This window comes from Novosphingobium chloroacetimidivorans (genome assembly GCF_014204535.1).
In the GTDB taxonomy this organism is placed as follows: domain Bacteria; phylum Pseudomonadota; class Alphaproteobacteria; order Sphingomonadales; family Sphingomonadaceae; genus Novosphingobium; species Novosphingobium chloroacetimidivorans.
Window position 1 is genome coordinate 107,738 of sequence record NZ_JACHLR010000008.1, and the last position, 25,616, is coordinate 133,353.

Consider the following 25,616-nt stretch of genomic DNA (forward strand, 5'->3'; position numbering starts at 1 on the left):
AGGCCCTATGGGGTCGCGATGCCTTGTAACGACACCGGACCGATCAGACCGGAGCGACGCAACGGAGCCTTGGCGGTGTAAGTCGGCGAGGCGGTCCAAGTGACTTTCTCCGCCCCGGGCTGTCTGTCGCCGATCATGCGGTTGACCCACAGGTTCGCGACGCGGATCTCCAGCTTGTTGCGCCCCGGCTTCGCCAAGGCCGCGATATCGACGCGATAGGGCGCATGCCACGCATATCCGGCTGGCTGCCCGTTGAGCTTGACCTCGGCCACTTCCCTCGCCTCGCCCAGGTTGAGCCAGAGCGGCTGCCCGCGCTTCCAACCTCGCGGCGTGGTGAAAGTGTTGGTGTAAGTGGCGATACCCGAGAAGTACTTGATGGCAGGGTCCGTGTTCTCGTCGAGGGGCGCGAGTTTGGCGAACCGCGCCTGTGCGGGTGCGCCTCGGCCGCTCTGGAAACGGACCGTCCACGGTGTCTCGATGCGGCCGATCTCGACAGGGGCGACCTTCTTGATCGCTAGTGCCGGGGCGTTGGCCGGCTTGCGGAACACGACATGCACGGCCTCGTCCGCCGCGAGCGACAGGGGGACGATCGTCTCGCCGCCTTCGCTGCGATAGCTGAGTGGTTCCGAGGTGCCGGTTTCGGGATGCCACAGCTCGGGCACGCGGCCGCTGACCCGGAAGTGCGCCGAGAAGGTTTCTGCGCGGTCCTTTCGGTTCGACAGGAAGTAGCTATCGCCATCGGCCAGCCGGCGGTGCACAAACAGCACCTGGGTGTCTGCCTGTCCGCCCTCGATGCGGAAGTCCGGCTTCACTCCGGCCTGAACCAGCGCGGCTTCGATGTCGTTGGAGGCGATGACCTGCCCGCGCCCGATGTGGGCGACACCACCGGCCGGCCACAGCTTTTCCGTCAGCGCCGAGAACTCGTCCGCGGTGCCTGCCAGGCTGGGGTTCGTTGATGGCTTGAGGCCGACGATCGTCGCGCCACCTTCCGCGAGCGCGGCGATCCTGCGCAGCACCGGCAAGGTCATGTGACGCGACGTGCCGCCCAGATAAAGCACCCGGTATCGCGCACCGCCAGGGGTCACAAGGTCCGCGCCATCGTTGGTCAAGATCTGGGTCAGCGCGTCCGCGTTGATGAAGTCATAGGCGACGGAGCGTGGCGCGTCGGCCACTTCCTTGTCCTGGTAAAGCGCCGAAAGCGGCGCCTCCTCGCCGTAGAAGTAGGCGACATCGGCGACGTTCTTGCCCTGCTGCAGCATGAAGGAGTTCCGGGCGATGTAGTCCACCCACGGACGCGCCAGTTCCGCCCAGCTTTCGTTGCGGTTGAAATACTGACCGAAGATCGAGAGCGCCAAGCCAGGTTGCTTGTCGTCGACCGGCACGTGAACCGATGTGTGCACGACCGGACGATTGATGCCCGTCGCGAACTCTAGGTCGACGATCCGCTTGAGATCGGCCGGGCCATGAGCCCAAGGTGCCAGCAGCGAGGTCATGGACTCCGCCGCCACTGCGGCCCTGCCGTACAAATGCCCCACCGAGGCGGCACCCTTCATGTCGGCGATGTAGGCAGGGCGAGGGCCGCTCTTGCGTGGATACGTCCACAAGGCGCCCATGGGCACATCTGCATGGGCCCGCATCGCCAGGTCGTCCCCAAGCGACGGTCGGCCGTTCTCGAGTGCCTCGCCATAGACCGTGAGCCCGTTCTCATGCGCGACTTGTGCCAGCGTGCCGTAGTGTTCGCTCGCCAGGAGGTCGGCCAGCGTGCGCCGGAAATCGTAGAGGAACTGGTCGCTGCGCGCGCGCGAGCCGATGATCGTGCCGGTGAGCGCGGGCAGCCATGGAAGCGGATCGTAGCCGCGCAGGCGTCGGAACTGCTCCACAAGACGGGGCGTCCAATTGGAAGCCCCGACCTCGATGCTGTCGGTCAGCAGCGCGTTCAGGCCATGCCGGCCGACCAACTCGGCGCCGGCGGCGTCCTTGAACATGCCTATGTAGTGATCGAGGTACCTGCGGACCGCCGGACCGTCGTACTTGTCCACTTCCAGGCCGGTCGCCTCCAGCGTTGCCGGATGGTTCATGGTGCCCACCAGCGAGGAACCGAGGCGCAGGACCGTCCAGCGGCCAGGTGGCGGCGTCCAGTCCAGGGTGCCGTCGGGCTTGAGGCGGCCGGTCAGATCGATGACCTGTGCGGGGGCGATGCCCGGGCCATCGGGTACGTCCCGACTGAGGGCATAATAATCGGGGACGACTGCGAAGCCGGCCTTGGCTTCGAAGCGATCGACGCTGTCCTTCGCCGACAGCCGCAGATCGGCCACCAGTAGCGGCTTGGGCTTCAACATGCTGGCGCCGGCGCCGGCCATCACCGCCAGGTCGACCCCCGGTGCCGGAGGTGCGAAGCTGAGCGCTCCACTCGGCGCGCGTTCGAAGACGATCCGGAAGTGCCGCGCGGTCACCGCGGGGAAGCTCACCGTCGTCGGGACAAGCTGCGTCGGCAGCGTCGCGACGCGGCTCCATGTGCTCCCGTCCGCGCTGCTTTCGAGCTCGGGCAGCATGGAGCCACCGAAGAACAGGTTGCCCGTGCCCGGCATGAACACCGACGCGGAGCGGATCGTCTGCGGCTTGGCATAAGTGACCTGGAGCACCGGCGATCCGCTCGTGGGCCTGGCGATCTCGATGGCGCTTTCGAGACTGTCGTCCGTCAGCGCGGAGCCATCGAGCGGCTTGCCGGCGCCATCGGCGTAAACCGGGATGGCTGCCGTCGAGGGCGTCCGACCTCGACCACTCATCTCAGGCACCGCGAGCAGGGCCACGTCTGTGTAAGTCGGCGCGGGAAGCGGCAGCGCCTCGCCTCCGCTCAATTCCCGTCCGCCCGTGGTATCGGCCTTGAGGGAGAGGTACGGCCCGGTGACCGAAGGCGGCTGCGCGATCTTGCCGCGGAAGGGCCTGCCGCCTTGCAGCGCCGTTTCGCTCCACACCAGCTTCTTCAGCGCGTCCTGCGGGGGCACCCATGGGCCGCCCGTTTCGGAATAGCCCGGCGACGACGCCACGGCCAATTCGAGGTCGAGCCTGTGCGCTTCCTGTGCGGCGAAGCGAAACGCGTCCTTCCACTCTGGCGACATATAGACGAGCCGCTTGTCCACGATCTGCGGCGTCTTGAGGTTGGCATCGAAGGCCTGCGCGCCGCCGATGCCGACGCGCTTCATCCACGCGAGATCCTTGGTGATCCCGTCCTTGGTGATGTTCCCGTTCATCCAGTGCCACCAGACGCGTGGACGCGCAGAACTCGGCGGGTCGCGGAACTGCGCTTCGAGCGTCGGCTGCGCGGCGGACGTTGGACTGTCTGACCCGCCGGCGCTCGCCACGGATTGCGCATGCAAGGGTGGCGCGGTGAGCGCGGTGGCGATGGCGAGCGACACGCGAAGGCGCCTCAGGGGCGGGTTCTTGATCAATATCCTATCCTCGTCTGTCGAACGGCACCTGGCGGCGCGCAAAGAGGGGGCGGTGGCGAGTGCTTTCCAACCCATGCGACCGCCTGGTCGTCACGGTCGCGACCGAGCCGATCGACGCCTGCGACCGTCTCGCAGTGCCTCCTCGCGCGCACCGACGCAAACTCATGCCTCCACTCCCGAACACGTGCTCCTGACTGCGGCGATCACTATGCGACCACCGGACTCCACACGCAAGACGATTGGCCTGACCGAAGCGCACGGAAGCATAATTCAGGACGCAGCCATCCTTTCGTAGCAGGAGAGTACCGGTGTCGGGATGGATTTGCCCAGCTTGCTTGTAGATCTCATGTTCTGCATGGGCATGGCTCTCTACGGGATGCCGCGTATCGACGCGCTGCGCTCGCGCGGTCACCCGAGTGCTCTCTCGTCGAAGATCTAACCGGACAGGCGCAAGAAGGTGATTCACAATCCGGCTGTGACGGCGTTGGAGTGGCGACAGAGGCGCCAGGCAATGCGCGTCTGGCTGGCACCGAGTGGATCATGGTCGACCTGGTCACTGCCATGTGCGGCAATGAAGGCAGCACACTCCTGCACGTTTCCGACATCACCTCGCCACACGACACACGTGGCGCGACGATGGACGAGCGCACCACCGATCCGCGCATCTCTTCCGAGCTGCTATCTCAGCTGGGAACCCGATGCGGACGCGCATGCCAGCTCGATAGTCCGTTCGCGAGAGGCTATGTTGTGCAGAAGCCGGTAAGATAGCTTCAGCGTCGGCAGCGTTCTATTCTGGCGCAGCGTGTCCGTCAGGAAAACAGATTATGGGGCGCAAGGCAAATTGACGGCCCGTCCATATGGCGCTAGCAGACTGGTATGGCCAATAATTGGCGCTGGTTTGACGGCTCCGACAATCACGAGAGCATGTCGGAATAAATGGGGGATCCGGATATGAGGAAGGTTTACAACCGTTTGCTGCTTGCGTCGGTCGCAAGCGCATGGCTAGGCTATGCGCCCGCGCCGGCAATGGCTCAGGAAACCGTCGAGACGGGTGCCGAAGCAGACATCTCCGCCGATAACTCGATCATCGTCACGGCCCGCCGACGCGGTGAGGCGCTTCAGGACGTGCCGCAGACGATCAACGCGGTGACCAGCGAAACCATCCAGAAGCTGCGCCTCAACAACGCTGCTGACCTGACGCAAGTCGTTCCGGGTATCGGTATCGAGGGCGGCACCTCGACCGCCGGTGCATTCGGTTCCAGCTCGTCGATCCGTGGCGTTCCGACCTTCCAGGTTTCCAACGCCAACCCGGTCGTGCAGTTCTACCTGAACGACGCTCCGACCGGCGTGGGCCTTGGCGCGACGCAGGCATTGTTCGATATCGGCCAGGTCGAGGTCCTCAAGGGGCCCCAAGGCACCTTGCGCGGGCGCTCCGCTCCCACTGGCGCGATCACCATCACGACCCGGCGTCCCGATCTCAGCGAGGCCGGCGGCTACGCCAGCTTGAGCGGCACCGACCGGGGCAATGTCAACTTCCAGGGCGGCGTCGGCGTGCCGCTGATCACGGACGTGCTTGCGGTCCGCATCGCTGGCTCGCTCGACCACAATCGCGCCAATGCCGTGACCAGCGCCAGCATCCCGATCGATCCGTTCACGCGGACCGAGGCGGTGCGCGGGTCGATCCTGTTCCAACCCAACGAAGATCTGACGATTTCCTTGGTCGGCCAGAAGCTCTGGTCCAAGACACGCACCTTCACGCAGGTTGTCGGCTTGGGCAATGGCCTGAACGGACCGGCGATCGATGGCGACGACCGACTGGCGATCACGGATCGCCCGAACAACGGCAAGATCGAGCAGTCCATGATCATCGGGCAAATCGATTGGACGATCGGCGCCTCGAAGCTGAGCTACGTAGGTTCGTACCGCAAGGGCTCGCAGGTTTCCATCTCGCCTCAGGACGTGGCGAATGTCGTGCGCGGGGGGGAGTATTTCCAGACCGCCACCAACAGCGACAAGGGGCATTCGCACGAGCTTCGTCTCAGTTCGCAAGAGCGTATTTTCGGCATGTTCGACTACGTCGTGGGTGGGTTCTACTCGCGCCGTCCTTCGGTCTCGGACGTCAACGCGCCGGCACGCTTGCTGAGCGGCTCCTTCGGCGCTCCCGGTACCGCGCCGCGCGCTGGGGATCCGGTCCGGCGCTACCTGCTGCAAACCGCCATCAATCTCGATGCGGTCGAAAGCGAGCGTTCGGTGTTCGGTAACATCACCGCGCACTTGGGAGAGAAAACCGAACTCTCGGTCGGCGGACGCTACATCGACTTCAAGCGCCACGATGCTTTCACCATCGACCTGTTGCCTGCGTTCAACGCGATCGCCAATCCGACCCGTGGCCTTCTGCCATGCGCAGCTTTGGGCGCCCTGAGCCCGGCGCTTGCTGGGGCGGTGGCGAGCCCCGTCTATCCGGGTGCTTGCGATATCACCATTCCCGGTGCGTCGCTGCAAGACCTCGATCGACGCGCTCGCTACAAGCCGTTCGTTTACAACGTCTCGCTCTCGCACAAGTTCACGCCGGACTTCATGGTCTACGGCAATATCGGCACCGCATTCCGAAGTGCCGGTCCGCGCATCGGCTTGACCAGCCTGCTGTCGTGCTGCACGCAAGCGGGCGGACGGGATCTGGGTTCGATCGAGGACCTGGTGTTCCAGAACGACGAGCGTTCCACCACTTACGAAGCGGGCTTCAAGGCCAGCTTGCTCGATCGTCGCGTCCGTCTGAACGTCGCCGTCTTCAAGCAGGACTTCGATAACTTCTTCTACTACACGCAGCCGGTGCAGTTCCTGAGCGTGACCGATGCGGCCAATCCGGGGACGAGCACCATCAGTTCGGCCGAATTCACGACCGGCGCGGACGCTACTGTGAAGGGCATCGATGTCGAAGCCAACGTGAAGATCACGTCGCGGTGGGACGTCAACCTCGGCTTTACGTGGTCCAAGGCGAACCTCAAGAACGCAGTCGTGCCTTGCAACGACAGCAACTTCGACGGGACGCCCGACAACGGCGTGGCCACCGTGCAAGGTTTCATCAACGCCGGACGGCTTGTCGCCCGCTGCGAATCCAACGGATCGATCTCGCGCAGCGCGCGCTGGAACCTGACCGTTCAGTCGGAATACGTCGCACCGATCTCGGATCGTCTCGAAGGCTTCGTACGTGGTAGCTTCAACTACTACCCGGACAATCCATACGCGAGCGATGCCGTGGTCATCGACAAGTATGGCTTGCTCAACATGTTCTTGGGTGTGCGCGGCGACGACGGCAGCTGGGAAGTGTCGGCTTTCGCCAACAACCTCCTGAACACGAAGCAGATCACGTCGTTCAACGCGGTGGCTCCGGTCTCCGCAGCGAGCGCCAACAGCTTCTTCCCGCAGCCGGCGTCCGGTTACAACCAGGTGGGCTACACCCCGCAGCGTGAGTTCGGTCTCCTCGTGCGCTACGCATTCGGAGCGCGCTAGAACCAACACCCGAGCGTAAACAAAATGAAGGCCGGCTACGCACCTTGCGTGGCCGGCCTTTCTTGTGCTGGATGCTGCACGAGACGGGCGAAAGCCATCGGGATGAGCTAACGGGCGTGAGCAGGCAGCACAGCGCGCTCAGCTAGGCTATGGTTCAGTATTGCTGGATCGGGTGCGGCATCCGCAGGCTTGACCCTGCGTTCAGCGTGAGGGCGCTTGATGCAAGGTCCGGCGCGGGCTTCGCATCCACGCAACTCGAGTAAGCTCCAGAGGAGCGGTTACTCCCCCACCAAACGCTGAAAAGTGAAGCGAAGCCGGCAATCACGGCGTCTGGTCTACCGGACCGACCACCGATCTATGTGGGTACCGGGCAGAGCGGTTCTTCAAGGCCGATCGAGCACGGCGGGACCAGGTCACTAACCGCTTCACGCCCCTGCGGCCTTCACCGAGCATACTCTCATGGAAGGTTGCGCAAGGGCGCGGACGGTTGCCGCAAGGACGTGAGTGGATCAACCGCTAGAGCGGTTTCAAGTTGACCATTTACGGTCAATGGCGCGGAAAATGCGGCATCCAAAACCTAGAGCGTCTTCGCTCAATGTGAGGACGCTCTAGAAGGCGATCGAGCCTGCGAGTTGCAGATCATCTTCCGATGAGGACGTGCCGACCCAGATCTTGTGAGATCCCGGGACCGCGACCCAGCTCTTGCGCGCTTCGCTCCATACCTCGAAGGGATGGTTGCTGGCCTTCGGGTCGAGGCGGACGGTGACCGAGCGGCTGGCGCCTGGCTTCAGCTCGGCGCGTCCGAAGCCGACGAGGCGGCGGGGCGGTTGCTTTGCGCCGAGCGTCGAGGCTTCTGCGGGAAGCTGGACATAGACCTGCAGGACTTGCGCGCCCGCCCGCTTGCCGCGGTTGGTGAGCTTGGTGGTGACGGTCCACCCTGTCGACGGTCCGCCGCGTGAAAGTTTTGGCTTACCGACGGCGAAGTCGGTGTAGCTGAGGCCGTGGCCGAACGGGAACGCCACGCAAGGATTGATCCCGCCGACGACGGCGCAACGGCCGCTCACATTGGCATCGTACCAACGATAGCCGATGTGCAGCTTCTCGGCATAGTCGACCGTCTGATCCTTCGAGGCGCCTGCGGTGGTGCCCGGGAACTGCACGGCGTCGATCGCATCAAGGAAACCGGTGCCCTCGTAGGGAATCGTCACCGGCAGCTTGCCCGACGGGTTCGTGCGCCCGAACAGGACATCGGCCACGATGTTGCCGTCCTCTTGTCCCGGGAACCAGGTCTCGAGAATGGCGGGTCCCGTCTTCCCGACCAGCTTCCGTGGCAGGGACGGGCCAGCGTTGTCCTTCAGCACCAGGACCGTCTTCCCGGCCATCGATCGGCCAGTCGCCGTCTGCGCAGCCAGGATGCGGTCGACCATCGCCACGGTGCCGCTGTTCTGTGCCGGATTGGTCTTCGGATCGTTGGTGGCGATGAGGTTCGGCTTGGCGGCATACCAGTCGAGGCTGCTTCCGGCCGCGGCGCTGGCTGCCAGGACCTTGCCATTGCCGCTGGTGAAAGTGGCCCGGTCCGCACCTTCCTCGGAGATCGTGCCGGCCATGATCACGACGCTGTCGGCCTTCGCGATCTCCTGCAAGGCCGCGTCGAAGGTGGTCTGCGCGCCATCGATGGAGGCCGAGCTGTTGGCGTCGTCTACCAGGACAAGGCGGACCTTGGCGTCGGCATTGCCGAGTTCGCCAAGAGCCTTGCGCAATCCCTCGGCAGGAGTGACCGTGTAGTTCGGTACCACGTCGGAGCTTCCCCCGCCGGCTCCGAGCGGCTGGCCCGTCAGGGCGCCGCCGGCAACTGCCTGTTGCGCGTAGACTTGCGTTGCCTTGCCGACGAGGACGATGGACTTCACATCGCTCGCAATCGGCAGCGCGCCGTTGTTCTGCAGAAGCACGGCCGATCGACTGCCGATCTCGCGCGCGACCTTGCCGCCGGCTGCGAAGTCGATCGGTTGCTGGCGCAGCTTGCGGTCGAAGATGCCGGCCTTGAACATCTGCGTGTAGCGGCGCAGCAGCGCGCGATCGATGTCGGCGACTTGGATCTGCCCGGCCGCGAGCGCCTTGGTCAGCTTGTCCTTCGACCACAGCTGCGGCAGCGGCATCTCGTGGTCCATGCCCGCGGTGAGGGTGGGGACGGTGCTTTTCATCGCGAAGAAATCGGACTGAACGTACCCCGTGAAGCCCCAGTCCTTGCGCAGGACATCGGTCAGCAGCGCCTTGTTCTCGCACGAAGACACGCCGTTCACGTAGTTGTAGGCGCACATCACCGCGCCGACCTTCGCAGTCTTGATCGCCATCTCGAACGGCAGGAGATAGATTTCGCGCAGCGTCTGCTGGTCGATCGTTTCGCGGATCGTCTGGCGGTTCGTCTCTTGCTCGTTCGCGATGTAGTGCTTGGCCATCGCGATCAGACCCGCATCCTGGATGGCGCCGATCTCAGCCACCGCCATCGAACCGGACAGGAACGGGTCCTCGCCGAAATATTCGAAATTGCGCCCGGCGATCGGCAGGCGCGCGATGTTGACGCCGGGTGCCTCGAAGACATGAAGCGCCAGGTCGTTCATCTCGCGCGCGATGCGCTTGCCGAATAGCGCCGCGACCTGGGGATCGAACGAGGCCGCCACGCCGATGGCGGATGGCATTGCCGTCGCCTGTGCCGAGCTCGGGTGGGTGTAGGCGACGTACTTCGCATAAGGGCTCGGATCGTCCTTGACCTTATCGTAAACGCTGCGCGCGACGCAGTCGTTCTGGCCGACGCCGACAGGGCCGTTGCTGATGCGGAACGTCGGAATGGCGAGATCCGCGATGCCGGAAACGTGGCGCGCGCCAAAGCATTCGGGAAGCTCCGGCAGCAGCTCGGGCGCGGCACCGGTCAGCTGCTGCATCTTCTGATCCAGCGTGAGGGCCGCAAGAAGCAGCCTGGCTCTGCGGTCGGCCAGCGCTTCACGAGCGGCGTCCTCGCGGGCAGAATTCTGACGAGCGACCAGCGACTGGTCCATCCACGGCAGTGGCGATCCAGGCGTCGCCGCGATGCCCGGAGTGGCGCCGAATGCCGACAACAAGGCCAGCGCGCTCACGGCACGGGGAAGGCCCTTCAGTCGTCCTTGAGCTCGCAGCATCTCTCATCCCTTTTTTGGCCTGACCAACGACCGCGCGGACTTAACGATGGCGTGCAAGCCCCGTCAAGCACGTCTGTTCCTTAGGCCAACCTTTCCCGTCGCTTGACCAATTTATCGGGGGTGATATGCGTCACCCTAGCGCTGAGGAGCGTTCCGAGTTGCAGTTCAGATAGAGTTCACGCGATCGTGGGCATTTGTCGCCCCTCGGAAATCGAGGTTTTTTGGTCGGGCAGGGCGCCTTGACTGGCATGATCAGCCTCGGCTGCGACGCTGTTTGTACCCATGTACTCAATGGAAAGAAGACAGAGATGAAGATCCGCAAGAATGCCGCTTTCGCCGTACTCGGCGCGATGCTCGTCACGATCACGGCAAGCCCCGTCTTGGCTGAAACCGCCAAGTCCGCCGCGACTGCGGCTGCAAAGTACAACACCACCGATACGACGATCGGCGCTCTGATGGACGATCCCGCCAGCAAGGCCGTGCTCGTCAAGCATGTGCCCGGCATGGCGAACAATCCACAGATGGACATGGCTCGCTCGATGACGCTTCGGCAAGTGCAGGGCTACGCCAGCGACATGCTGACCGACGACGTTCTGGCGGCGATCGACAAGGATCTGGCGGCGCTCCCCGCCAAGTGACGGGCAAGCGGCCTCGGTTCTTCAGGGCCGGGGCGCCGCTACTTATCCGATGCCTGATTGAGCGACGTCAAGTGAGGGCTAAGGCTGCCCGGATGCGTCAGGCTTTTAGCCGCGATGCTCCGCTCGATCTCGCCACAGTCATACGCATCGGGCGTCCACTCGGATGCCAGCACGCCCGATCGTCCGAATACCGCGCCAACAATCCCAGACATTCCTGCCTCGCTCCAGAGCCGGGCGAGCGTCCCGGCCAGCGGATCGTCGACTGGTCCATTGTCCCCGCGCACGTGGCTTAGCCAGGCGCCGAGGGCGGTCAGGATGGCGGGGCACCTGCGACCTTCTACCGATGCAGCCGCCAACGTCTCCAGCCAACGCTGGGGTATCTTCTGGCTGCCATCCATCGCGATCTGCGCAAGACGATGGTTCAGTGCCGAGTTGGCGAAGCGCAGGAGCAGTGAGTCGGCATAGCCGCTCAGGTCTTGCCCAGGCGCGGCTGCCACGGTCGGTGCGGCCTCCCGGCGCATCAGTTCCTCCACCAGCGGACGAATGGCAGGATCGCCGATCGCCTCGTGGACGAACGTGTGTCCGCGACGCAGGCCCAGGTAGGCGAGCGCGGAGTGCGCGCCGTTGAGCAACCGCAGCTTCGCGCTTTCATATGGGGCCACGTCTGCCACCATCTGAGCGCCGACCACGTCCCAGCGTGGCCGTCCGGCTGCAAAGCGATCCTCGACAACCCACTGCGTGAAGGGTTCGGTGAACACCGCCGCTTCGTCGCTCACTCCGATGCGGGCTGCGAGCGCGGCGCGGTCATCGGCGGTCGTCGCCGGGACGATGCGGTCGACCATGGTCGAAGGGCAAGTGCAGGCGTCCTCGAACCACTGCAGCAGTTCGGGGCGTTCCTGAGCGAGATATTCGGTCATCAGCTGCTGCAGCTGCAGGCCGTTCGCCGCCAGGTTGTCACAGCTCATCAGCGTGAGGCCGGGCTGACCAGCGTTGCGCCGGCGCTCGAGAGCTTCGGCCACGAGCGGGTAGAAGCCGCCAGCCGCAAGATCGAAGTCCAGCCTGCCATCCGCTTTCCGGGCGTATCCCTTCTCGGTCACGGTGAGGCTGACGATCCGCGTCCCGGGCGCGGCGAGTGCAGCGAAGACGTCCTCCCGTTGCCGGGGCGCGACGAGCACGTTGCGTATGGACCCGATCACGCGGTTGCGCTCGCCTGCGCCGTCGCGTTCGGTGACCGTGAACAGCCCATTCTGCGGGTTCATCTGATCGGCAACGTCGCCCGAGCGTAGCGAAACGCCGGTAATCGCCCAATCGCAATCGCCGCGGTCTAGCGCCAGATCGGTATACCAGGCCTGATGGGCGCGATGGAACGCGCCGATTCCGAGGTGCACGATACCGACCGCCTGCGCATCGCGGTCATAGGCAAACCGTTCGGCGCTGCCTGCCAGAATGCTCAAAGTTTCGGAACTCAGCCTCACAGTCGATAGGCTTTCTTTGCGAGGTCGTAGGACAGCGCCGTGGCGAGCTCTGCCGCTTCCCAATCCTCGATCCGATGCTCCATCACCAGTTCGGCAAGGAACCCACAGTCGATCCGCCGCGCGACATCGTGGCGAGCAGGGATAGACAGAAAGGCGCGCGTATCGTCGTTGAAGCCCACCGTGTTGTAGAAGCCCGCAGTCTCGGTGGTCATCCGGCGGAACCGGCGCATGCCCTCCGGACTGTCATGGAACCACCAGGCCGGGCCCAGCTTCAGGCATGGGTAATGCCCGGCAAGGGGCGCCAGTTCGCGCGCGTATGTGCTCTCGTCCAAGGTGAACAGGATGATCGACAAGTCGCGCTCGTTCCCGAAGCGTGCGAGCAGAGGCTGCAGGGCAGTCACGTACTCGGTGCGAACCGGTATGTCGGCGCCCTTGTCGCGACCAAGGCGCGCGAACAGCTCACGATTGTGGTTGCGGTAGCTGCCGGGATGGATCTGCATCACGAGCCCGTCGTCCAGGCTCATCGCCGCCATCTCGGTCAGCATCTGGGCGCGGAAGAGCTCGGCATCCTGGGGCGATACCTCGTCCGCCAGAACGCGGGAGAACAACGCGCGTGCCTCGTCCACCGGCAGATCGGCGGTACGTGCGGTGGGATGGCCATGATCGGTGCTGGTGGCGCCCATCTGCGCGAAGAAGGCTCGCCGCTGGCGGTGCGCGGCAAGGTAGCCTGACCAGGTGTGGCAATCCTCGTCCGTCAGTCCGGCCAAGCGGTCCAGGTTGTCGCGAAAGCCTTCGAACTCCGGATCTATGACGGGATCGGGGCGATAAGCGGTGATGACGCGGCCGCTCCAACCGCTCTGGCGGATCGTGTTATGATGCTCCAGCGTATCGACCGGGCTCTCGGTGGTGGCAATCACATCAATGTTGAAGCGCTCGAACAGCGTGCGCGGCCTGAACGCCTCGGTCGCGAGCGCATCGGTGATGGTGTCGTAGTAAAGGTCCGCCGTTTCGTCGCTCAGGCGCACCTTCATGCCGAAGACCTCCGCGAAGACCCAGTCGAGCCACATGCGCGAAGGCGTGCCGCGGAACAGGTGATAGTTCTGCGCCAGGATCCGCCACGATCGCCGCGGGTCCGCGCCGCTCCCGCCGATGCCCAGGTCCTCCAGCTGCACGCCTTGCGAGTACAGCATCCGGAACAGATAGTGGTCGGGCCGCAACAGCAGCGCGGTCGCATCCTGGAAGAGGTCGTTCGATGCGAACCAGGCCGGATCGGTATGCCCGTGGGGGCTGATGATCGGCAGGTCAGCTACGGTTGCGTAAAGCTGGCGGGCCAAGGCACGGGTCGGCCCGTCGGCCGGCAACAGCCGGTCGGGATGCAGTTCAAGTGCTGTCGTCATGATCTCAGCCCGTCGCTCTCATATACCGTGATCGCTTTGCCTGCACTTCGGCGCGCGCGGCCTTGAGCGCGCGCTCCTCAGTGGCGAACAGCAGGCTTTCGAGAACGGCGGACAAGTGGTTGCGCATGGCCGCCCTCGCGGCGGCAGGATCGCGCTGGCGCAGTGCCTCAAGGACCGCAGTGTGCTCGTCCACGACGGGCTTCACGTTCGCGGTGCGGGCTTTCTCGTGCAGCAGAGCCGCTTCTGGCGAGTTGTGGCGCAAGTACCAGAGCCGCTCGATTGTCTCGTAGACCGCCTGGTTGCGGGTTGCCCGACCGATCGCCAGGTGAAAGGCATGGTCGGCCTTGTCGGTACCTCCCGGATCCTGGTTCTCGCGAGCGATCTCCGCGACCAGCGCCTCGATCTCGGCAATCTCCTCGTCGGTAATCTGCGCCGCTGCCAGGGCAGCCGCCTCGCTCTCGAACAGGAAACGCGCCTCCGTCAGTTCGAAGGCCGATACGTCGAAGCCGGTGGCCGGCTCATGATCCGGCAGACGCACGACGTACGTGCCCGATCCCAGACGTACCTCGACAAGCCCGCGCACTTCGAGCGCGATGGTCGCCTCGCGCACCGTTGGGCGACTGACACCGTAGGCGAGCGCCAGCTCGCGCTCGGCGGGCAGGCGCGAGCCGACGGGGTACTGTCCGCTCGCGAGCTCATCCACCAGCTTGCGCGCCAGGTCCTGATACAGGCGCTCGCTCATTGTCTCAAAACTCCCGCAGATGAAGGCTTGCCTTTAACTGGCCTGACCAATAAGCTGACCGGTAGATGGCAGCCGTCACGATGGCCGTCAATACATGGCGATCCAGCTGAGGGAAAACACAATAAGATGAAGATCGAGCGGGCGAGGGTCATCGTCACGTGCCCAGGGCGCAATTTCGTCACGCTGAAAATCGAGACGGACCAGGGCGTTTACGGGATCGGCGATGCGACGCTGAACGGCCGTGAACTTGCGGTTGTCTCGTACCTCGAAGAGCATGTCATTCCGTGCCTGATCGGCAGCGATCCGCGACGGATCGAGGACATCTGGCAGTTCCTCTATCGTGGTGCTTACTGGCGCCGCGGGCCCGTGACCATGCGGGCGATCGCGGCGGTCGACGTCGCGCTGTGGGACATCAAGGCCAAGATGGCGGGCATGCCGCTGTACCAGCTGCTCGGCGGCCGCAGCCGCGATGGCGTCATGGTCTACGGTCACGCCAGCGGCGAGGACATCGAGGCCACGGTCGATGCGGTGGGGCACTACATCGACATGGGCTACAAGGCCATTCGCGCGCAGACCGGCGTTCCAGGCGTGAAGGATGCCTATGGCGTCGGACGCGGCAAGCTCTACTATGAGCCGGCGGACGCGGCGCTGCCCTCCGTCACGGGTTGGGACACGAGCAAGGCCCTCAACTACGTTCCCAAGCTCTTCGCCAAGCTGCGCGACACTTACGGGTTCGACCATCACCTTCTGCACGACGGCCATCACCGGTATACCCCGATCGAGGCGGCTACCCTCGGCAAGCGGCTGGAGCCTTTCCAGCTGTTCTGGCTGGAGGACTGCACCCCGGCGGAGAACCAGGAGGCGTTCCGCCTCGTGCGCCAGCACACCACGACGCCGCTGGCTGTGGGTGAGATCTTCAACACGATCTGGGACGCCAAGGACCTGATCGAGAACCAGCTGATCGACTACATCCGCGCAACGATCGTCGGGGCCGGCGGGGTGACGCACTTGCGCCGTATCGCCGACCTTGCCAGCCTCTATCAGGTCCGCACCGGCTGCCACGGCGCCACAGACTTGTCGCCGGTGACCATGGGTACCGCGCTGCACTTTGACACCTGGGTGCCGAACTTCGGCGTGCAGGAATACATGCGCCACTCCGAGGAGACCGATGCGGTCTTCCCGCACGATTATCACTTCGCCGATGGTCTCCTGTACTGCGGCGAGACACCGGGGCACGGCGTGGACATCGACGAGGACCTTGCCGCCAAGTACCCCTACAAGCGCGCCTACCTGCCCGTTGCACGGCTGGAAGACGGCACGATGTGGAACTGGTGAGGCGGCCGCGAGATGGTCGGTAAGCGCATCACCATCGTAGGTGAGGGCATGCTCGAGCTCGCGCCGCGGGCTCGAGGCGGTTGGGACCTCGGCCACGGCGGGGATACGCTGAATTCCGCCATCCACCTGGCGAGGCTCGGCGGCGACGTGGCGTTTGCCAGCGCGCTCGGCACCGATGCGTTCAGTGCTCGCTTGCGTGCCGGTTGGGAGGCCGAGGGCCTGGATTGCTCGCTGTTGCTCAGCGATCCAACCCGTGAGCCAGGGCTTTACGCGATCCAGGTCGACGAAGCCGGTGAACGCAGCTTTGCCTACTGGCGAGGACAGAGTGCCGCGCGCCGCCTGTTCGAGCTGCCGGAGAGTGGCCGGTTGGCGGCGGCTGCGGCGCGCAGCGACCTGCTGTACTTCTCGCTCATCACGCTCGCGATCCTGCCGGAGAGTGGTCGCCGGATGCTGCTCGACATTGCAAGCCAGGTTCGTGCGGCAGGAGGGCGCGTCGCGTTCGACGGCAACTATCGGCCGCGGCTGTGGGCTTCGCGCGAGGAGGCCATGGCAACGCGCGACGAGGCCATCGCCCACGCGGACATCGGCCTACCCACTTACGACGACGAAGCGCAGCTTTCGGGCGAGCGTGACGCGGACGCAGTGGCGGCGCATTGGTCGGGTCTGGGATGCGGCGAGGTCGTCGTGAAGCAAGGTGGCGACGGCTGCCGCTTGCCCGACGGATCGTGGTCGGTCCCACCCAAGGTGCTGGCACCTGTCGACACGAGTGGTGCGGGCGACGCGTTCAATGCTGCCTACCTCCAGGCTCGTCTGGATGGCTCCAGCCCGGATGTGGCGGCTGAGCAGGGGCATCGGCTTGCCGGATGGGTCATCACCCGCTTCGGCGCCATCCCTCCCCGGGACGACGAAGCTCCCTACTGACGCACGCGCGATCAGGCAGGAAGCCGTCGTCGCGCCGGCTCAGTCGAACTCGACCAGCGCCAAGCCTTCAGGAGGCAGCACGAGGCTCAAGGTCGACTGGCGGCTCAGCCTCAGGCGTTCCGAGACGGGTTGCGAGGCGCGGCGCAATGCCGCGATCTGATCCGGCTTGGGATACTGCGGCGATCCCATCGCGCGCCATGCCGGCAGGGGCGAGCCGCGCTCCCAATCGACATAGCTGACAGTGACGGGCTTGCCGGCGCTGACGCCGCTGAAGGTGAGATCAATGGTCTTGGTCTCGCCCCGTACGTTGCGGTCCGCCGTCATCCCCGGGATGCCGCCGGGCTGGGCGACCTCGGCAAGGTTCCATACCAGCACCGATGTCTTGCCCTGGGCCGTTCGCGACGCGAGCGCGGGGCCCTTGGCGGCGAGGCGCTGCATGCCAAGTCGGTGCAGCAGTCGATAGGTGTTGAAGGACGGGCGCGCGATGCCGCTGATCATCATCGGCCACCCCATGCTGCCTTCCTTGAGCATGTAGTTGTCGACGCCTAGCTCTTCGTACATGCCGCTCAGCGTCCATTGTGACAGGCCTGCGCAGTGTTGCATCGTATTGGCGATCGTATGCACGATCATGGCCGGGCTGTCGGAAGACCACTCGGACAGCCAGAGCGGCTTGTTCGCCAAAGGACCGCTGTCGATGAGCCGGCGGGCCTGGGCGATGGCATCGGGGATGACGTCGTTGATCGAACGCGTGGGGCCGTCGCCGAAGACCTCCTTCTGGTTGTCGCCCGCGTAGACGTGGGTGGCGACGAAATCGACCGGCACATTGTTGGCCGAGGACCAGGCGGCGAAGTCGCCCAGCCAGGCCGTCTTCGACGTCGCTGGCCCGCCGACCTTCAGGCGCGGATCGACCGACTTGATCGCTGTCGCCGCCGCCTTGTACATATCAAAGTAGCGCTGTTTGTCGCCGCTCCAGAAGAAGGCGAGATTGGGCTCGTTCCACACCTCGAACGGCCACTCGCGAACGGCCTCGATGCCATAGCGATCGACGAGCGCGGCGGTGAAGCCTTTGATGAACGCGCCGTATTCGACATCGGACTTCGGTGGCGTGATGTTGGCGTTATAGAAGCCGAAGGTGCGGGTGCCCGATGCGAGGCGCGAGGGCATGAATCCGAGTTCGATGAATGGCGCGACCTTGTTGGCGATCAGGCCATCGTAGACGCGGAACAGGTTGAGCCAGTTGGGGCCGGTGTCCTTGCGCTGCATCGCCATGATGTCGCGACCGAAGACGCCGAGCTCGTCGTTGAAGATGCCGTGGAAGCGCACGCGCTTGAAGCCGGCTTCGGCGACGCCCCGGCGCAAGTCGTCGCGCCACTCTTCGCGCAGTGTGATCGCCGCGCGGTCCGATCCGACGCATTCTTCCCAGACGTGGGGAAGATCTCCGATCCGCTCGCGTGTGTTGACCTCAACGGCAACGCGGGCCATCGTCGCGGCGGAGGCGCCTCGCGCCGAAGCCAAGGCCGCACCCGCCGCGGTCGTGGCAAGAAAAGTCCGACGATCAAACATGCTTTGGCTCCTTGGAGCTGCGTTGGACGAGAAGCGACCAGAGGGCCGCCGCCGCGATGAGGTCGAGCATGGCAAGCGCCACGAACAACGGATTGTAGCCGAACCGGTCGGCGCTTTGGCCGATGATGAAGGTGAACATCATGCCGCCCACCCATGCGACCGTTCCGGCCATGCCGCTCGCCGTCGCCACCGTACGGTTGTCGAAGAGGTCGGAGCACAAGGTGATAAGCGCTCCATTCAGCATCTGGTGCGCAAATCCGCCGACGCAGAACAGGGCGATGGCGACGGCCGGCGAGGTGGCGAAGCCGATGCAGGCGGGCCCGATCATGCAGATCGCACCTACCGTCATCGTCACCTTGCGCGATGCGATCATGCCAACCCCGCGACGCATCAGTGCCGGAGGCAAGAGGCCGGCGGCCAGCGACCCCGCATCGGCAGCCAGGAAGGGCAGCCATGCCCATAGCGCGATGCTTTTGAGGTCGAGCTTCCATACCGCCACGAGATAGAGCGGTATGAAGAAGTTGAATGTCTGCCACGCCGGCTCCGCCAGGAAGCGGGGTAGCGCGATCGACCAGAACACGCGCGACCGCAGCACCTCCTTGCGGCTTGCCGGTTGCGCCGGCGCATCCTGGTCAGAACGTCCTGCCTCGATCTTGGCTTTCTCGGCGGCGGAGAGGCGTGGATGGTCCTCGGGCGCTCGGTATCCGAACCACCACAAGGCCGCCCAGACCAGGCTCAGCAGCCCGGTGACGAAGAAAGCCGACTGCCAGCCCCATTGCAGGATGCAGAAGACGACAAGGGGCGGGGCGACCATGTTGCCCACGCTGGTGCCCATCTGGAATGCGCTGGTCGCGAGAGGGCGTTCGCTGGCTGGAAACCATTCCGCCACCGTCTTCGTCCCTGCGGGAATGGCGGCGGCCTCGGTCGCGCCCAGCATCCCCCGGAAGAACGCCATGCTCTGCCATCCGGTCGCCAGTCCATGCGCCATGTTGGATACCGACCAGCCGACCGCGAACAGGAAAAAGCCAAGCCGGTTGCCCAGGGCGTCGAGAATGGCGCCGGCCACGCTCTGCATGATGGTGTAGGATGCCTGGAAAGCGAGAATAATCCAGCTGTACTGTTCCGTGTTCATCGAGAACTCGGCCTTCAAGCTGGGCGCTGCCACGGACAGTGTCGACCGGGCGAGATAGTTCAGGATGGTGCCAAGCGTGACTAGGCCGATGATCCACCAGCGTAGATTTCGGATCGTTTTCTTCACGCCAAGCTTCCGCGATCTGATCTATGCAGGACTAACGAATTCAAAGCACTGATCCTGCGGCCGAGTACGGGCTCTGCTGTTCTCGGACTTGCGTCGCTAGCACCAGGCGCCCTCCCATGCGCACCCTTTTGTGCGTCATCGTCGACCCTATGGGTGGGACTTCGGGCTGTCAACACGGGGCTGACCAATCTGGACAGGCCAATCCTTAGCTTCTTCGACAATAGCTTGGAACCGACGTTCTCGGAGGTCGGCATCGGCGAGGCGATCCGGTAGAGTTGAACGCGCTGTAAGTTGGAAGCTCGGGTTCGCCGCCAAGTCTTACCGACGCTCCGAGCCGTGTTGCATCTACCCTCAGGGGCGAAGCGGCGGCCTTGTGGAACCTCCGGCCCTGCATTCGGCTATGTCGGCATGACGGACAGTAGAGATCCCAGGTCACGTGCGGTGCCTAGCGGGCGTTTGGCGCGCCTCGGCAGTTTCGGGCGGCTCGCCGGCGGAGTGGCCGGCGGTATCATGGTGGAAGGTGCCAGGAGGCTGGTCCAAGGCGAGCGGCCGCGGCTTGGCGACCTGATCCTGACGCCAGCCAATGCTGCCCGATTGGCCGATCGCCTGGCCCACCTGCGCGGCGCGGCGATGAAGCTGGGGCAGATGATCTCGATGGATGCGGGCGACGTGCTGCCGGCCGAGCTCTCCACCATCCTCGCGCGCTTGCGCGACCAAGCGCAGCGCATGCCGCCGGCTCAGCTCGACCGCGTGCTCAAGCGTGAGTGGGGGGCCGACTGGCGCCGGCGGTTCCAACGTTTCGAGGCGACGCCGATCGCGGCCGCATCGATTGGCCAGGTCCACCGGGCGACACTGCCCGACGGGCGTGTGCTGGCGATCAAGGTCCAATACCCCGGCGTGGCGGACAGCATCGATGCCGATGTCGATAATGTCGCGACCTTGCTCCGTCTCTCCAATCTGCTGCCCGCGACTATCGACCTGTCGCCGCTGCTCGCCGAGGCCAAGCGCCAGCTGGTGGAGGAGACGGACTATCTGCGGGAAGGGCGCGAGTTGCAGCGCTTTGGGGCGCTGCTCGCAGGCGATCGGCGCTATGTCGTGCCCGAGCTGGAAGAGGCCCTCACGACATCGCGCGTGCTGGCGATGAGCTTCGTCGAGGGCAGTGCGATCGAGACACTGGGCGAAGCGCCGCAGGACGATCGCGATGCGGCGATGACGTCGCTGATCGAGCTCGTCCTGCGCGAGCTGTTCGTGTTCGGCGTCATGCAAACCGATCCGAATTTCGCCAACTATCGCTGGCAGCCCGAGGCGAAGAGGCTGGTGCTGCTGGACTTCGGCGCCGCACGACCCGTCGCCCCAGACACCGCGGACGCTTACCGGGCGCTGCTCGAGGCGGGCCTCGCGCGCGATCTGGACCGGGTGCGTGAAACCGCGGTGACCGCCGGCTTCATCGGCCAAGGTGCCGTCGCTGCGCACCGACCGGCGCTGGACCGGATCATCGTCGCCATCGACGCTGCCATGAACCGACCCGGTCCCTTCGACTTTGGCGACCGCGCCTTCGTACCGGTAGTGCGCCAGGAGGCCGAGCGCCTTCTCGCCGACAAGGGCGCCTGGCACGTTCCGCCCGCAGAAACCTTGTTCGTGCAGCGCAAGGTGAGCGGCACCGCGCTTCTTGCGGCACGGCTGAAGGCGCGCGTCCCGGTTCGCGAGCTGGCCGCGAGCGCAATCGCCTCGGAAGGCCCGTCTTCAAGTGTGTGAGCGCGCAATGGCATGTCGAGGTTTACCCACAGTTGCTGTCGGTCGATCCGAAACCGCTGCGGGGCGGCTCTAATCCATGACGACGTAGACACGGTCGCCGATGAACATCATGTCCGTATCGAGCGCGGGAGGATTATGGTGCGAGCCGAAGGCGAAGAACTTGCGTTCGGTTCGTCCGTCCGCCTGGGTCATGGTGATGGTATAGTTCTTGATCCGGTAACGGCCGGCGCTGGCGTTCTTGCCGTGGACGCTGACGCCCACCCCGGTCGATGCGCCGGTGTTCAGCCCGCCCCTGCTGCCTTTTCGGCCGAAGCTGCCATCGGCCGCAAAGGAGATGTCGGTGCGACCGCCAACGATCACGTCGCCGCCCAGCGCGGTATTGCCACCGCCTGACACGCGCGAGTACGTGGCGGCGAGCTTGCCGCCGCTTGCCTCCGCGGGAAAGGCCTTGAAGAACTGGCCGTCCTGCAACGCGACCGGGTCCGACTTGCCGTCCTTGTCGTCATCGTCGATCAGGGTGAAGCGCGTGCCCGCCTTCTGCCACTTGCCGAAGCGGCCCGGCTTTCTCGCGTGCTCGGCGGCCAGATCCACGTCCTCCAGCGCCGCGTCGTCGACAGCGTAGTAGGTACCGTCGCGGAACAGCACGAGCGGCTCGAAGTCCTGCACCATCATCCCGCCCACGCCGGAGATGAAGGCAGAGCGGAAATAGACGCCTTCGACTTTCGTCCAGTTCTCCGCGTGAGCCGGTGCGGCACCTGATGGCATGAGCGCTGGATTACGGGCTGCCGGAGTGGCGCTTGCGGCGCTCTTGGGCTTGAAGCCCTGGGGGGTGAGGGTGACCGCGCGCAAGTCGGTCTTGAGCAACTGCTGCGCCTCGCCGGCGATCGTGTCGCTCATCTGCTGGCGCTGGCCGGCAGGCTGCTTGGCGACGGCCTGCATGCGCGCATCGACCAGCAGGCCCTGGATAAGCATGGTGTCGGCCACATCCTGCTTCTGTGCGTCGGTCATCTGCGCAAGGCGGGCGTCGCTGGCGAGCACCCCGGCGATCTGGCGGCGTGCACCCTGGACCAGAGCCCGATCGGGCTGGCTGCCGATCACGCCGTTTGCAGCTTCCCAGGCATTCACCCAGTAGATCGTCGTCATGTCCGCCATGTCATCAGGGTCGAGGCCTACGGTCTTCAGCTGCGGAGCGATCTGGGCGACGATGTCCTGACTGAAGGCTTTCTGCAGCGCATCGGCCATGGCGGGATTCTGCGCGCGTGTGGCCGCGATCAGCTGCTGCTCCTTGGCTTCGAGCAGCGCCGGGTCACGGCTGAAGTGCGTGGGCGAGGGCGCCTGCGCCGCCACGCTTGCCGGCAGCGCCAGCACTCCGGCGAGCGGAAGGAGGCTGAGGACCAGCGGCGCGCTGAAGGCATTTCGGACGTTCAACGGCGTATCTCCTCGGCTGCCACGTGGAGGAACAGGTGATTATGCCACCGTGCTTGCGGGCGAACCGATCTGCGACGAACCGTGCCCGGATGCAGGTAAAGAAGCCGGGCGCACCGCTCAAGACAACCGGCAGGTCGAAAACTTCGTGCAGCGATCCGCGGGCTTTGCAGCTAATCCAGTCATGCATCTCCGCGGCATGAGAGCAACTAAGTAGTTATGCTAAGTCATTAGACTTTAGTCTAAAAACGCCGCATTTACCGCGCCCCGCTGCACATCATTAACCGTGCTCCCGTCATCTGGTCTTAACCAGCAGGGGTGCGAATTGGTGGCGAGCAAGACAGTCAGTAGCAAGCAGGAGACATGGCTCGGCGCCCTGGCCGCTGCCTTGCTGTCGCTGCCCGTGCCGCACGCCCAAGCGGCAACGCTCGCAGGTACAGCCGTGTCCAACACGGCCTCCGCCTCGTACCAGATGGAAGGCGCAAGCGGCTCCACGACCTCGAACACCGTGGCTACCGAAGTCGACGAGATCCTGGATATCACCCTGCGCAACACCGGGACTGAGACGGTGCGGCTCGATGGCCGCGATGCAGCGACTTTCGCGATACCCTTCGTGTTGACGAACACCGGCAATGGCGACGAGGCCTTCCAATTGGAAGCCGCCGATCCAAGCCAGGAAGTCGCCCCGACGGTCGCAATCGATGTCGACGGAAACGGGGCGTACGACCCTGCCGTCGACATCACCCTTTCCGGTCAGCCCACTCCGCTGCTGGCACCTGGCGCGCAGCTCAATCTGCTGCTGCGGTTCGCCCGATTGCCGACCGGCGCGGGCGGGGCGACGATCACGGCGCGCGCGGAGACGGGCAGCGGAGCGCCGGGCACGTTCTTCGCCGGCAAAGGCGACCGCGGCAGCGATGCCGTGGTCGGTCGCACCCGTGCGGAAGCGACGCTGCCGATCGCTTATGGCGTCGGCTCCGGCGGATCGGTGGCGCAGCTGATCAAGTCCCAGACGGTGCGTGCGCCCGATGGAACCGCCGCGCCCGTCTCTGGCGCGGTCGTCACTTATCGCCTGGCGCTGACCGCCGGCGGGGGGACGGTCCTGTCCGACGCCGAAATCGTCGACCCCATTCCGGTCGGCACGGCCTTCGTGCCCGGTTCCATCCAGATCGAGGACATCGCCGTCAGCGACGTCGCCGATGCCGACGCCGCCTTTTTCGACGGCGCGGCCATACACATCGCCCTGGGCGAGATCAGCCAACCCACGACCCGCGTCGTGACCTTCCAGGTGACCATCTTATGATCAAGATCCATTCCCTTGCGATCGGGAGCAGTGCGCTGGCTGCTCTTGCGAGCATCGTCATCCTTGCGCCCGCGCAAGCCAAGACTACCGGCGTGACGCTGACCAACAGCGTCCTGGTGCAACACAAGAGCGCCGCGGCCGATGGCACAACGCGCATCACGCTGGTGCCGGCCAACCACGTCGTTCCCGGCGATCGCGTCGTCTTTCGTACCGTATACAAGAACCACCTGGCCCAGCCGGTCAGCGGCATGGTCGTCAGCAACCCGGTGCCCGCGAACATTTCCTACCATGGTCCGGCTGAGGGCTCACCCGCTCCCGAGGTGTCGATCGACGGCGCGCACTTCGCCCCGCTTGCCGCGCTGACCGTCGCCGGGCGACCGGCGCGCGCCGATCAGGTCCGCGCCGTGCGGTGGCTGGTGCACGGCCAGGTGCCTGCGGGAGCAGCGGCTCGGTACTCGTACGAGGCATCGGTCAAATAACGAAGTCGACATCAACTCAGCACGAACCCTCCAACTCATCGGAACCATCGAGATATGCGCAACATCGTCATCAAATCCGCGCTGCTGTGCGGCAGTGCAACGCTCGCGGCTTGGTCGGGCACCGCGCAGGCTGCCGGCACGGAAGCGGGCACCAGCATCCCCAACCAGGCCAGCGTCAGCTACTCGGTCGGCGGCACGCAGCAGAGCGTCGATTCCAACGTGGCCACCTTCGTGGTCGACAAGAAGGTCAACCTGACCGTCACCGGCGGCGTGATCACGCAAACGGCCATCGGTACGAATGACCAGGTGACGGCGTTCCAGGTGACCAATCTCACCAACGCCACGCAGGACTTCCACCTGACCCCCGATCAGCAGAACCTGTCGATCCCGATCCTGGGCGCGGACAACTTCGACATGTCCAACTTGCGGGTCTTCGTCGACGTGAACGGCAACGGCACGTACGAAGCCGGCATCGACACCGCGACCTATATCGACGAGCTGCGTCCGGATACCTCGGTAACGGTCTTCCTGGTCGGCAACGTGCCGAACGTGCCGGGCGAGGACATCGCCATCGTTTCGCTCTCCGCACAAGCGGCCGCGGGTGGGCAGGCAGGTACCGAGGGTACGACGCTGGTCGCCACTTCTCTGCTGCAGGCGGATTCTCCCTCGACCATGGACATCGTGTTTGCCGACGCAAGCGGCACGTTTGACCTGGCGCGCGACGGTATCGGTCGAGCATTCAACGCCTACAAGATCGGCACCGCTGCCGTTTCGATGACGAAAACGGCGCGCGTCATATCCGATCCCATCAATCTCCTGGTCAATCCCCGCGCCATTCCCGGTGCAGTGGTGGAATACTGCCTGACGGTCAGCAATGCCGGTCCGGGGATCGCCACGTCCGTCAGCGTCACCGACCAGCTGCCGGCCGGCACCACCTACATTCCGAACTCGCTGGCCGTCGGCGGCGTCGGGTCCGGCGGACATTGCGTGTTGAACGGTACAACCGAAGACGACGACACCACCGGCACGGACGAGTCCGACCTTTATGGCGGTTCGTTCAACGGCAGTGTCGTGCGCGGCGACATCCCGAGCCTGGCGGTGGGCGTATCGCTCACGGCCGCATTCCGCGTCACCGTCAACTGACCTCGCCGCAGCGCTGAAGACCAACTCCGGCGGGCAGGGTGCTCGCCGGAGCA

At 64.9% G+C, this 25,616-nt stretch carries 17 protein-coding genes; 9 read left to right on the top strand and 8 right to left on the bottom strand.

Annotation, left to right across the window (positions count from 1 at the left end; genetic code table 11):
• Positions 1–5: 5 nt before the first annotated feature.
• Complete coding sequence (locus HNO88_RS10820; RefSeq protein ID WP_312857053.1) at positions 6–3,416, bottom strand: glycosyl hydrolase; 3,411 nt, start codon at positions 3,414–3,416, stop codon at positions 6–8.
• Positions 3,417–3,989: 573 nt separating this feature from the next.
• Between HNO88_RS10820 and HNO88_RS22025 the strand changes: the two genes are divergently transcribed.
• Both HNO88_RS22025 and HNO88_RS10825 read left to right on the top strand, forming a co-directional pair.
• Positions 3,990–4,217, top strand: a complete 228-nt coding sequence (locus HNO88_RS22025) for a hypothetical protein (protein WP_221419954.1) — start codon at positions 3,990–3,992, stop codon at positions 4,215–4,217.
• A 183-nt stretch (positions 4,218–4,400) separates the two neighbouring features.
• Positions 4,401–6,959, top strand: coding sequence for a TonB-dependent receptor (locus tag HNO88_RS10825; RefSeq protein ID WP_184244984.1), 2,559 nt, complete (start codon positions 4,401–4,403; stop codon positions 6,957–6,959).
• Between the two features lie 608 nt (positions 6,960–7,567).
• On the opposite strand, the gene HNO88_RS10830 is transcribed toward HNO88_RS10825, so the two are convergent.
• Positions 7,568–10,132, bottom strand: a complete 2,565-nt coding sequence (locus HNO88_RS10830; RefSeq protein WP_221419955.1) for a beta-glucosidase — start codon at positions 10,130–10,132, stop codon at positions 7,568–7,570.
• A 308-nt stretch (positions 10,133–10,440) separates the two neighbouring features.
• Between HNO88_RS10830 and HNO88_RS10835 the strand changes: the two genes are divergently transcribed.
• Positions 10,441–10,770 carry a hypothetical protein gene (locus HNO88_RS10835; protein ID WP_246381555.1) on the top strand — a complete coding sequence of 110 codons (330 nt, stop codon included), beginning with the start codon at positions 10,441–10,443 and terminating at the stop codon, positions 10,768–10,770.
• A gap of 38 nt (positions 10,771–10,808) precedes the next feature.
• Here HNO88_RS10835 and HNO88_RS10840 read toward each other — a convergent pair whose 3' ends face one another.
• Genes HNO88_RS10840 through HNO88_RS10850 form a run of 3 tightly spaced genes read right to left on the bottom strand, consistent with a single transcriptional unit; the run spans position 10,809 to position 14,384 of the window.
• On the bottom strand, positions 10,809–12,224 hold the full coding sequence (locus HNO88_RS10840; RefSeq protein ID WP_221419956.1) for a mannitol dehydrogenase family protein: 1,416 nt from the start codon (positions 12,222–12,224) through the stop codon (positions 10,809–10,811).
• A gap of 17 nt (positions 12,225–12,241) precedes the next feature.
• Positions 12,242–13,642 carry a glucuronate isomerase gene (gene uxaC, locus HNO88_RS10845; RefSeq protein WP_184244988.1) on the bottom strand — a complete coding sequence of 467 codons (1,401 nt, stop codon included), beginning with the start codon at positions 13,640–13,642 and terminating at the stop codon, positions 12,242–12,244.
• Positions 13,643–13,646: 4 nt separating this feature from the next.
• Positions 13,647–14,384 (bottom strand): FadR/GntR family transcriptional regulator, encoded by a 738-nt coding sequence (locus HNO88_RS10850; RefSeq protein ID WP_184244990.1) that lies wholly within the window; start codon positions 14,382–14,384, stop codon positions 13,647–13,649.
• Positions 14,385–14,510: 126 nt separating this feature from the next.
• Here HNO88_RS10850 and manD point away from each other — a divergent pair, with 126 nt between their 5' ends.
• Together manD and HNO88_RS10860 are read left to right on the top strand one after the other, a co-directional pair.
• Complete coding sequence (gene manD, locus HNO88_RS10855) at positions 14,511–15,719, top strand: D-mannonate dehydratase ManD (protein ID WP_184244992.1); 1,209 nt, start codon at positions 14,511–14,513, stop codon at positions 15,717–15,719.
• A 12-nt stretch (positions 15,720–15,731) separates the two neighbouring features.
• On the top strand, positions 15,732–16,640 hold the full coding sequence (locus HNO88_RS10860) for a sugar kinase (protein ID WP_246381557.1): 909 nt from the start codon (positions 15,732–15,734) through the stop codon (positions 16,638–16,640).
• Positions 16,641–16,679: 39 nt separating this feature from the next.
• Here HNO88_RS10860 and HNO88_RS10865 read toward each other — a convergent pair whose 3' ends face one another.
• Together HNO88_RS10865 and HNO88_RS10870 are read right to left on the bottom strand one after the other, a co-directional pair.
• Positions 16,680–18,203, bottom strand: coding sequence for a GH39 family glycosyl hydrolase (locus HNO88_RS10865; protein WP_184244994.1), 1,524 nt, complete (start codon positions 18,201–18,203; stop codon positions 16,680–16,682).
• Positions 18,196–19,461 (bottom strand): MFS transporter, encoded by a 1,266-nt coding sequence (locus HNO88_RS10870; protein WP_184244996.1) that lies wholly within the window; start codon positions 19,459–19,461, stop codon positions 18,196–18,198. Before HNO88_RS10870 ends, HNO88_RS10865 begins: the two co-directional genes overlap by 8 nt.
• A gap of 408 nt (positions 19,462–19,869) precedes the next feature.
• On the opposite strand from HNO88_RS10870, the gene HNO88_RS10875 reads away from it, so the two are divergent.
• On the top strand, positions 19,870–21,216 hold the full coding sequence (locus HNO88_RS10875; RefSeq protein ID WP_184244998.1) for an ABC1 kinase family protein: 1,347 nt from the start codon (positions 19,870–19,872) through the stop codon (positions 21,214–21,216).
• Between the two features lie 69 nt (positions 21,217–21,285).
• Here the strand turns inward: HNO88_RS10875 and HNO88_RS10880 are convergent, their stop codons facing one another.
• Positions 21,286–22,644: a DUF6683 family protein gene (locus HNO88_RS10880; RefSeq protein ID WP_184245000.1), complete on the bottom strand. Its 1,359-nt coding sequence runs from the start codon at positions 22,642–22,644 to the stop codon at positions 21,286–21,288.
• 325 nt (positions 22,645–22,969) lie between these two features.
• Here HNO88_RS10880 and HNO88_RS10885 point away from each other — a divergent pair, with 325 nt between their 5' ends.
• From HNO88_RS10885 to HNO88_RS10895, 3 genes are read left to right on the top strand one after another with little or no spacing between them, the layout of a single operon-like run.
• Positions 22,970–23,941: a hypothetical protein gene (locus tag HNO88_RS10885; RefSeq protein ID WP_184245002.1), complete on the top strand. Its 972-nt coding sequence runs from the start codon at positions 22,970–22,972 to the stop codon at positions 23,939–23,941.
• On the top strand, positions 23,938–24,420 hold the full coding sequence (locus tag HNO88_RS10890; protein ID WP_184245004.1) for a hypothetical protein: 483 nt from the start codon (positions 23,938–23,940) through the stop codon (positions 24,418–24,420). Before HNO88_RS10885 ends, HNO88_RS10890 begins: the two co-directional genes overlap by 4 nt.
• A 54-nt stretch (positions 24,421–24,474) precedes the next feature.
• The gene (locus tag HNO88_RS10895; RefSeq protein ID WP_184245006.1) at positions 24,475–25,563 is read left to right on the top strand and encodes a DUF11 domain-containing protein; all 1,089 of its coding nucleotides are present in this window, start codon (positions 24,475–24,477) and stop codon (positions 25,561–25,563) included.
• The last annotated feature ends 53 nt before the right edge of the window (positions 25,564–25,616 follow it).

Excerpts from the sequence above, each read along its gene's own strand:
- HNO88_RS10895 (WP_184245006.1), top strand. The coding sequence starts at position 24,475 with ATGCGCAACATCGTCATCAAATCCGCGCTGCTGTGCGGCAGTGCAACG.
- HNO88_RS10860 (WP_246381557.1), top strand. The coding sequence starts at position 15,732 with ATGGTCGGTAAGCGCATCACCATCGTAGGTGAGGGCATGCTCGAGCTC.
- uxaC (WP_184244988.1), bottom strand. The coding sequence starts at position 13,642 with ATGACGACAGCACTTGAACTGCATCCCGACCGGCTGTTGCCGGCCGAC.
- HNO88_RS10830 (WP_221419955.1), bottom strand. The coding sequence starts at position 10,132 with ATGCTGCGAGCTCAAGGACGACTGAAGGGCCTTCCCCGTGCCGTGAGC.
- HNO88_RS10835 (WP_246381555.1), top strand. The coding sequence starts at position 10,441 with ATGAAGATCCGCAAGAATGCCGCTTTCGCCGTACTCGGCGCGATGCTC.
- manD (WP_184244992.1), top strand. The coding sequence starts at position 14,511 with ATGAAGATCGAGCGGGCGAGGGTCATCGTCACGTGCCCAGGGCGCAAT.
- HNO88_RS22025 (WP_221419954.1), top strand. The coding sequence starts at position 3,990 with ATGGTCGACCTGGTCACTGCCATGTGCGGCAATGAAGGCAGCACACTC.
- HNO88_RS10825 (WP_184244984.1), top strand. The coding sequence starts at position 4,401 with ATGAGGAAGGTTTACAACCGTTTGCTGCTTGCGTCGGTCGCAAGCGCA.
- HNO88_RS10850 (WP_184244990.1), bottom strand. The coding sequence starts at position 14,384 with ATGAGCGAGCGCCTGTATCAGGACCTGGCGCGCAAGCTGGTGGATGAG.
- HNO88_RS10875 (WP_184244998.1), top strand. The coding sequence starts at position 19,870 with ATGACGGACAGTAGAGATCCCAGGTCACGTGCGGTGCCTAGCGGGCGT.
- HNO88_RS10865 (WP_184244994.1), bottom strand. The coding sequence starts at position 18,203 with ATGTTTGATCGTCGGACTTTTCTTGCCACGACCGCGGCGGGTGCGGCC.
- HNO88_RS10890 (WP_184245004.1), top strand. The coding sequence starts at position 23,938 with ATGATCAAGATCCATTCCCTTGCGATCGGGAGCAGTGCGCTGGCTGCT.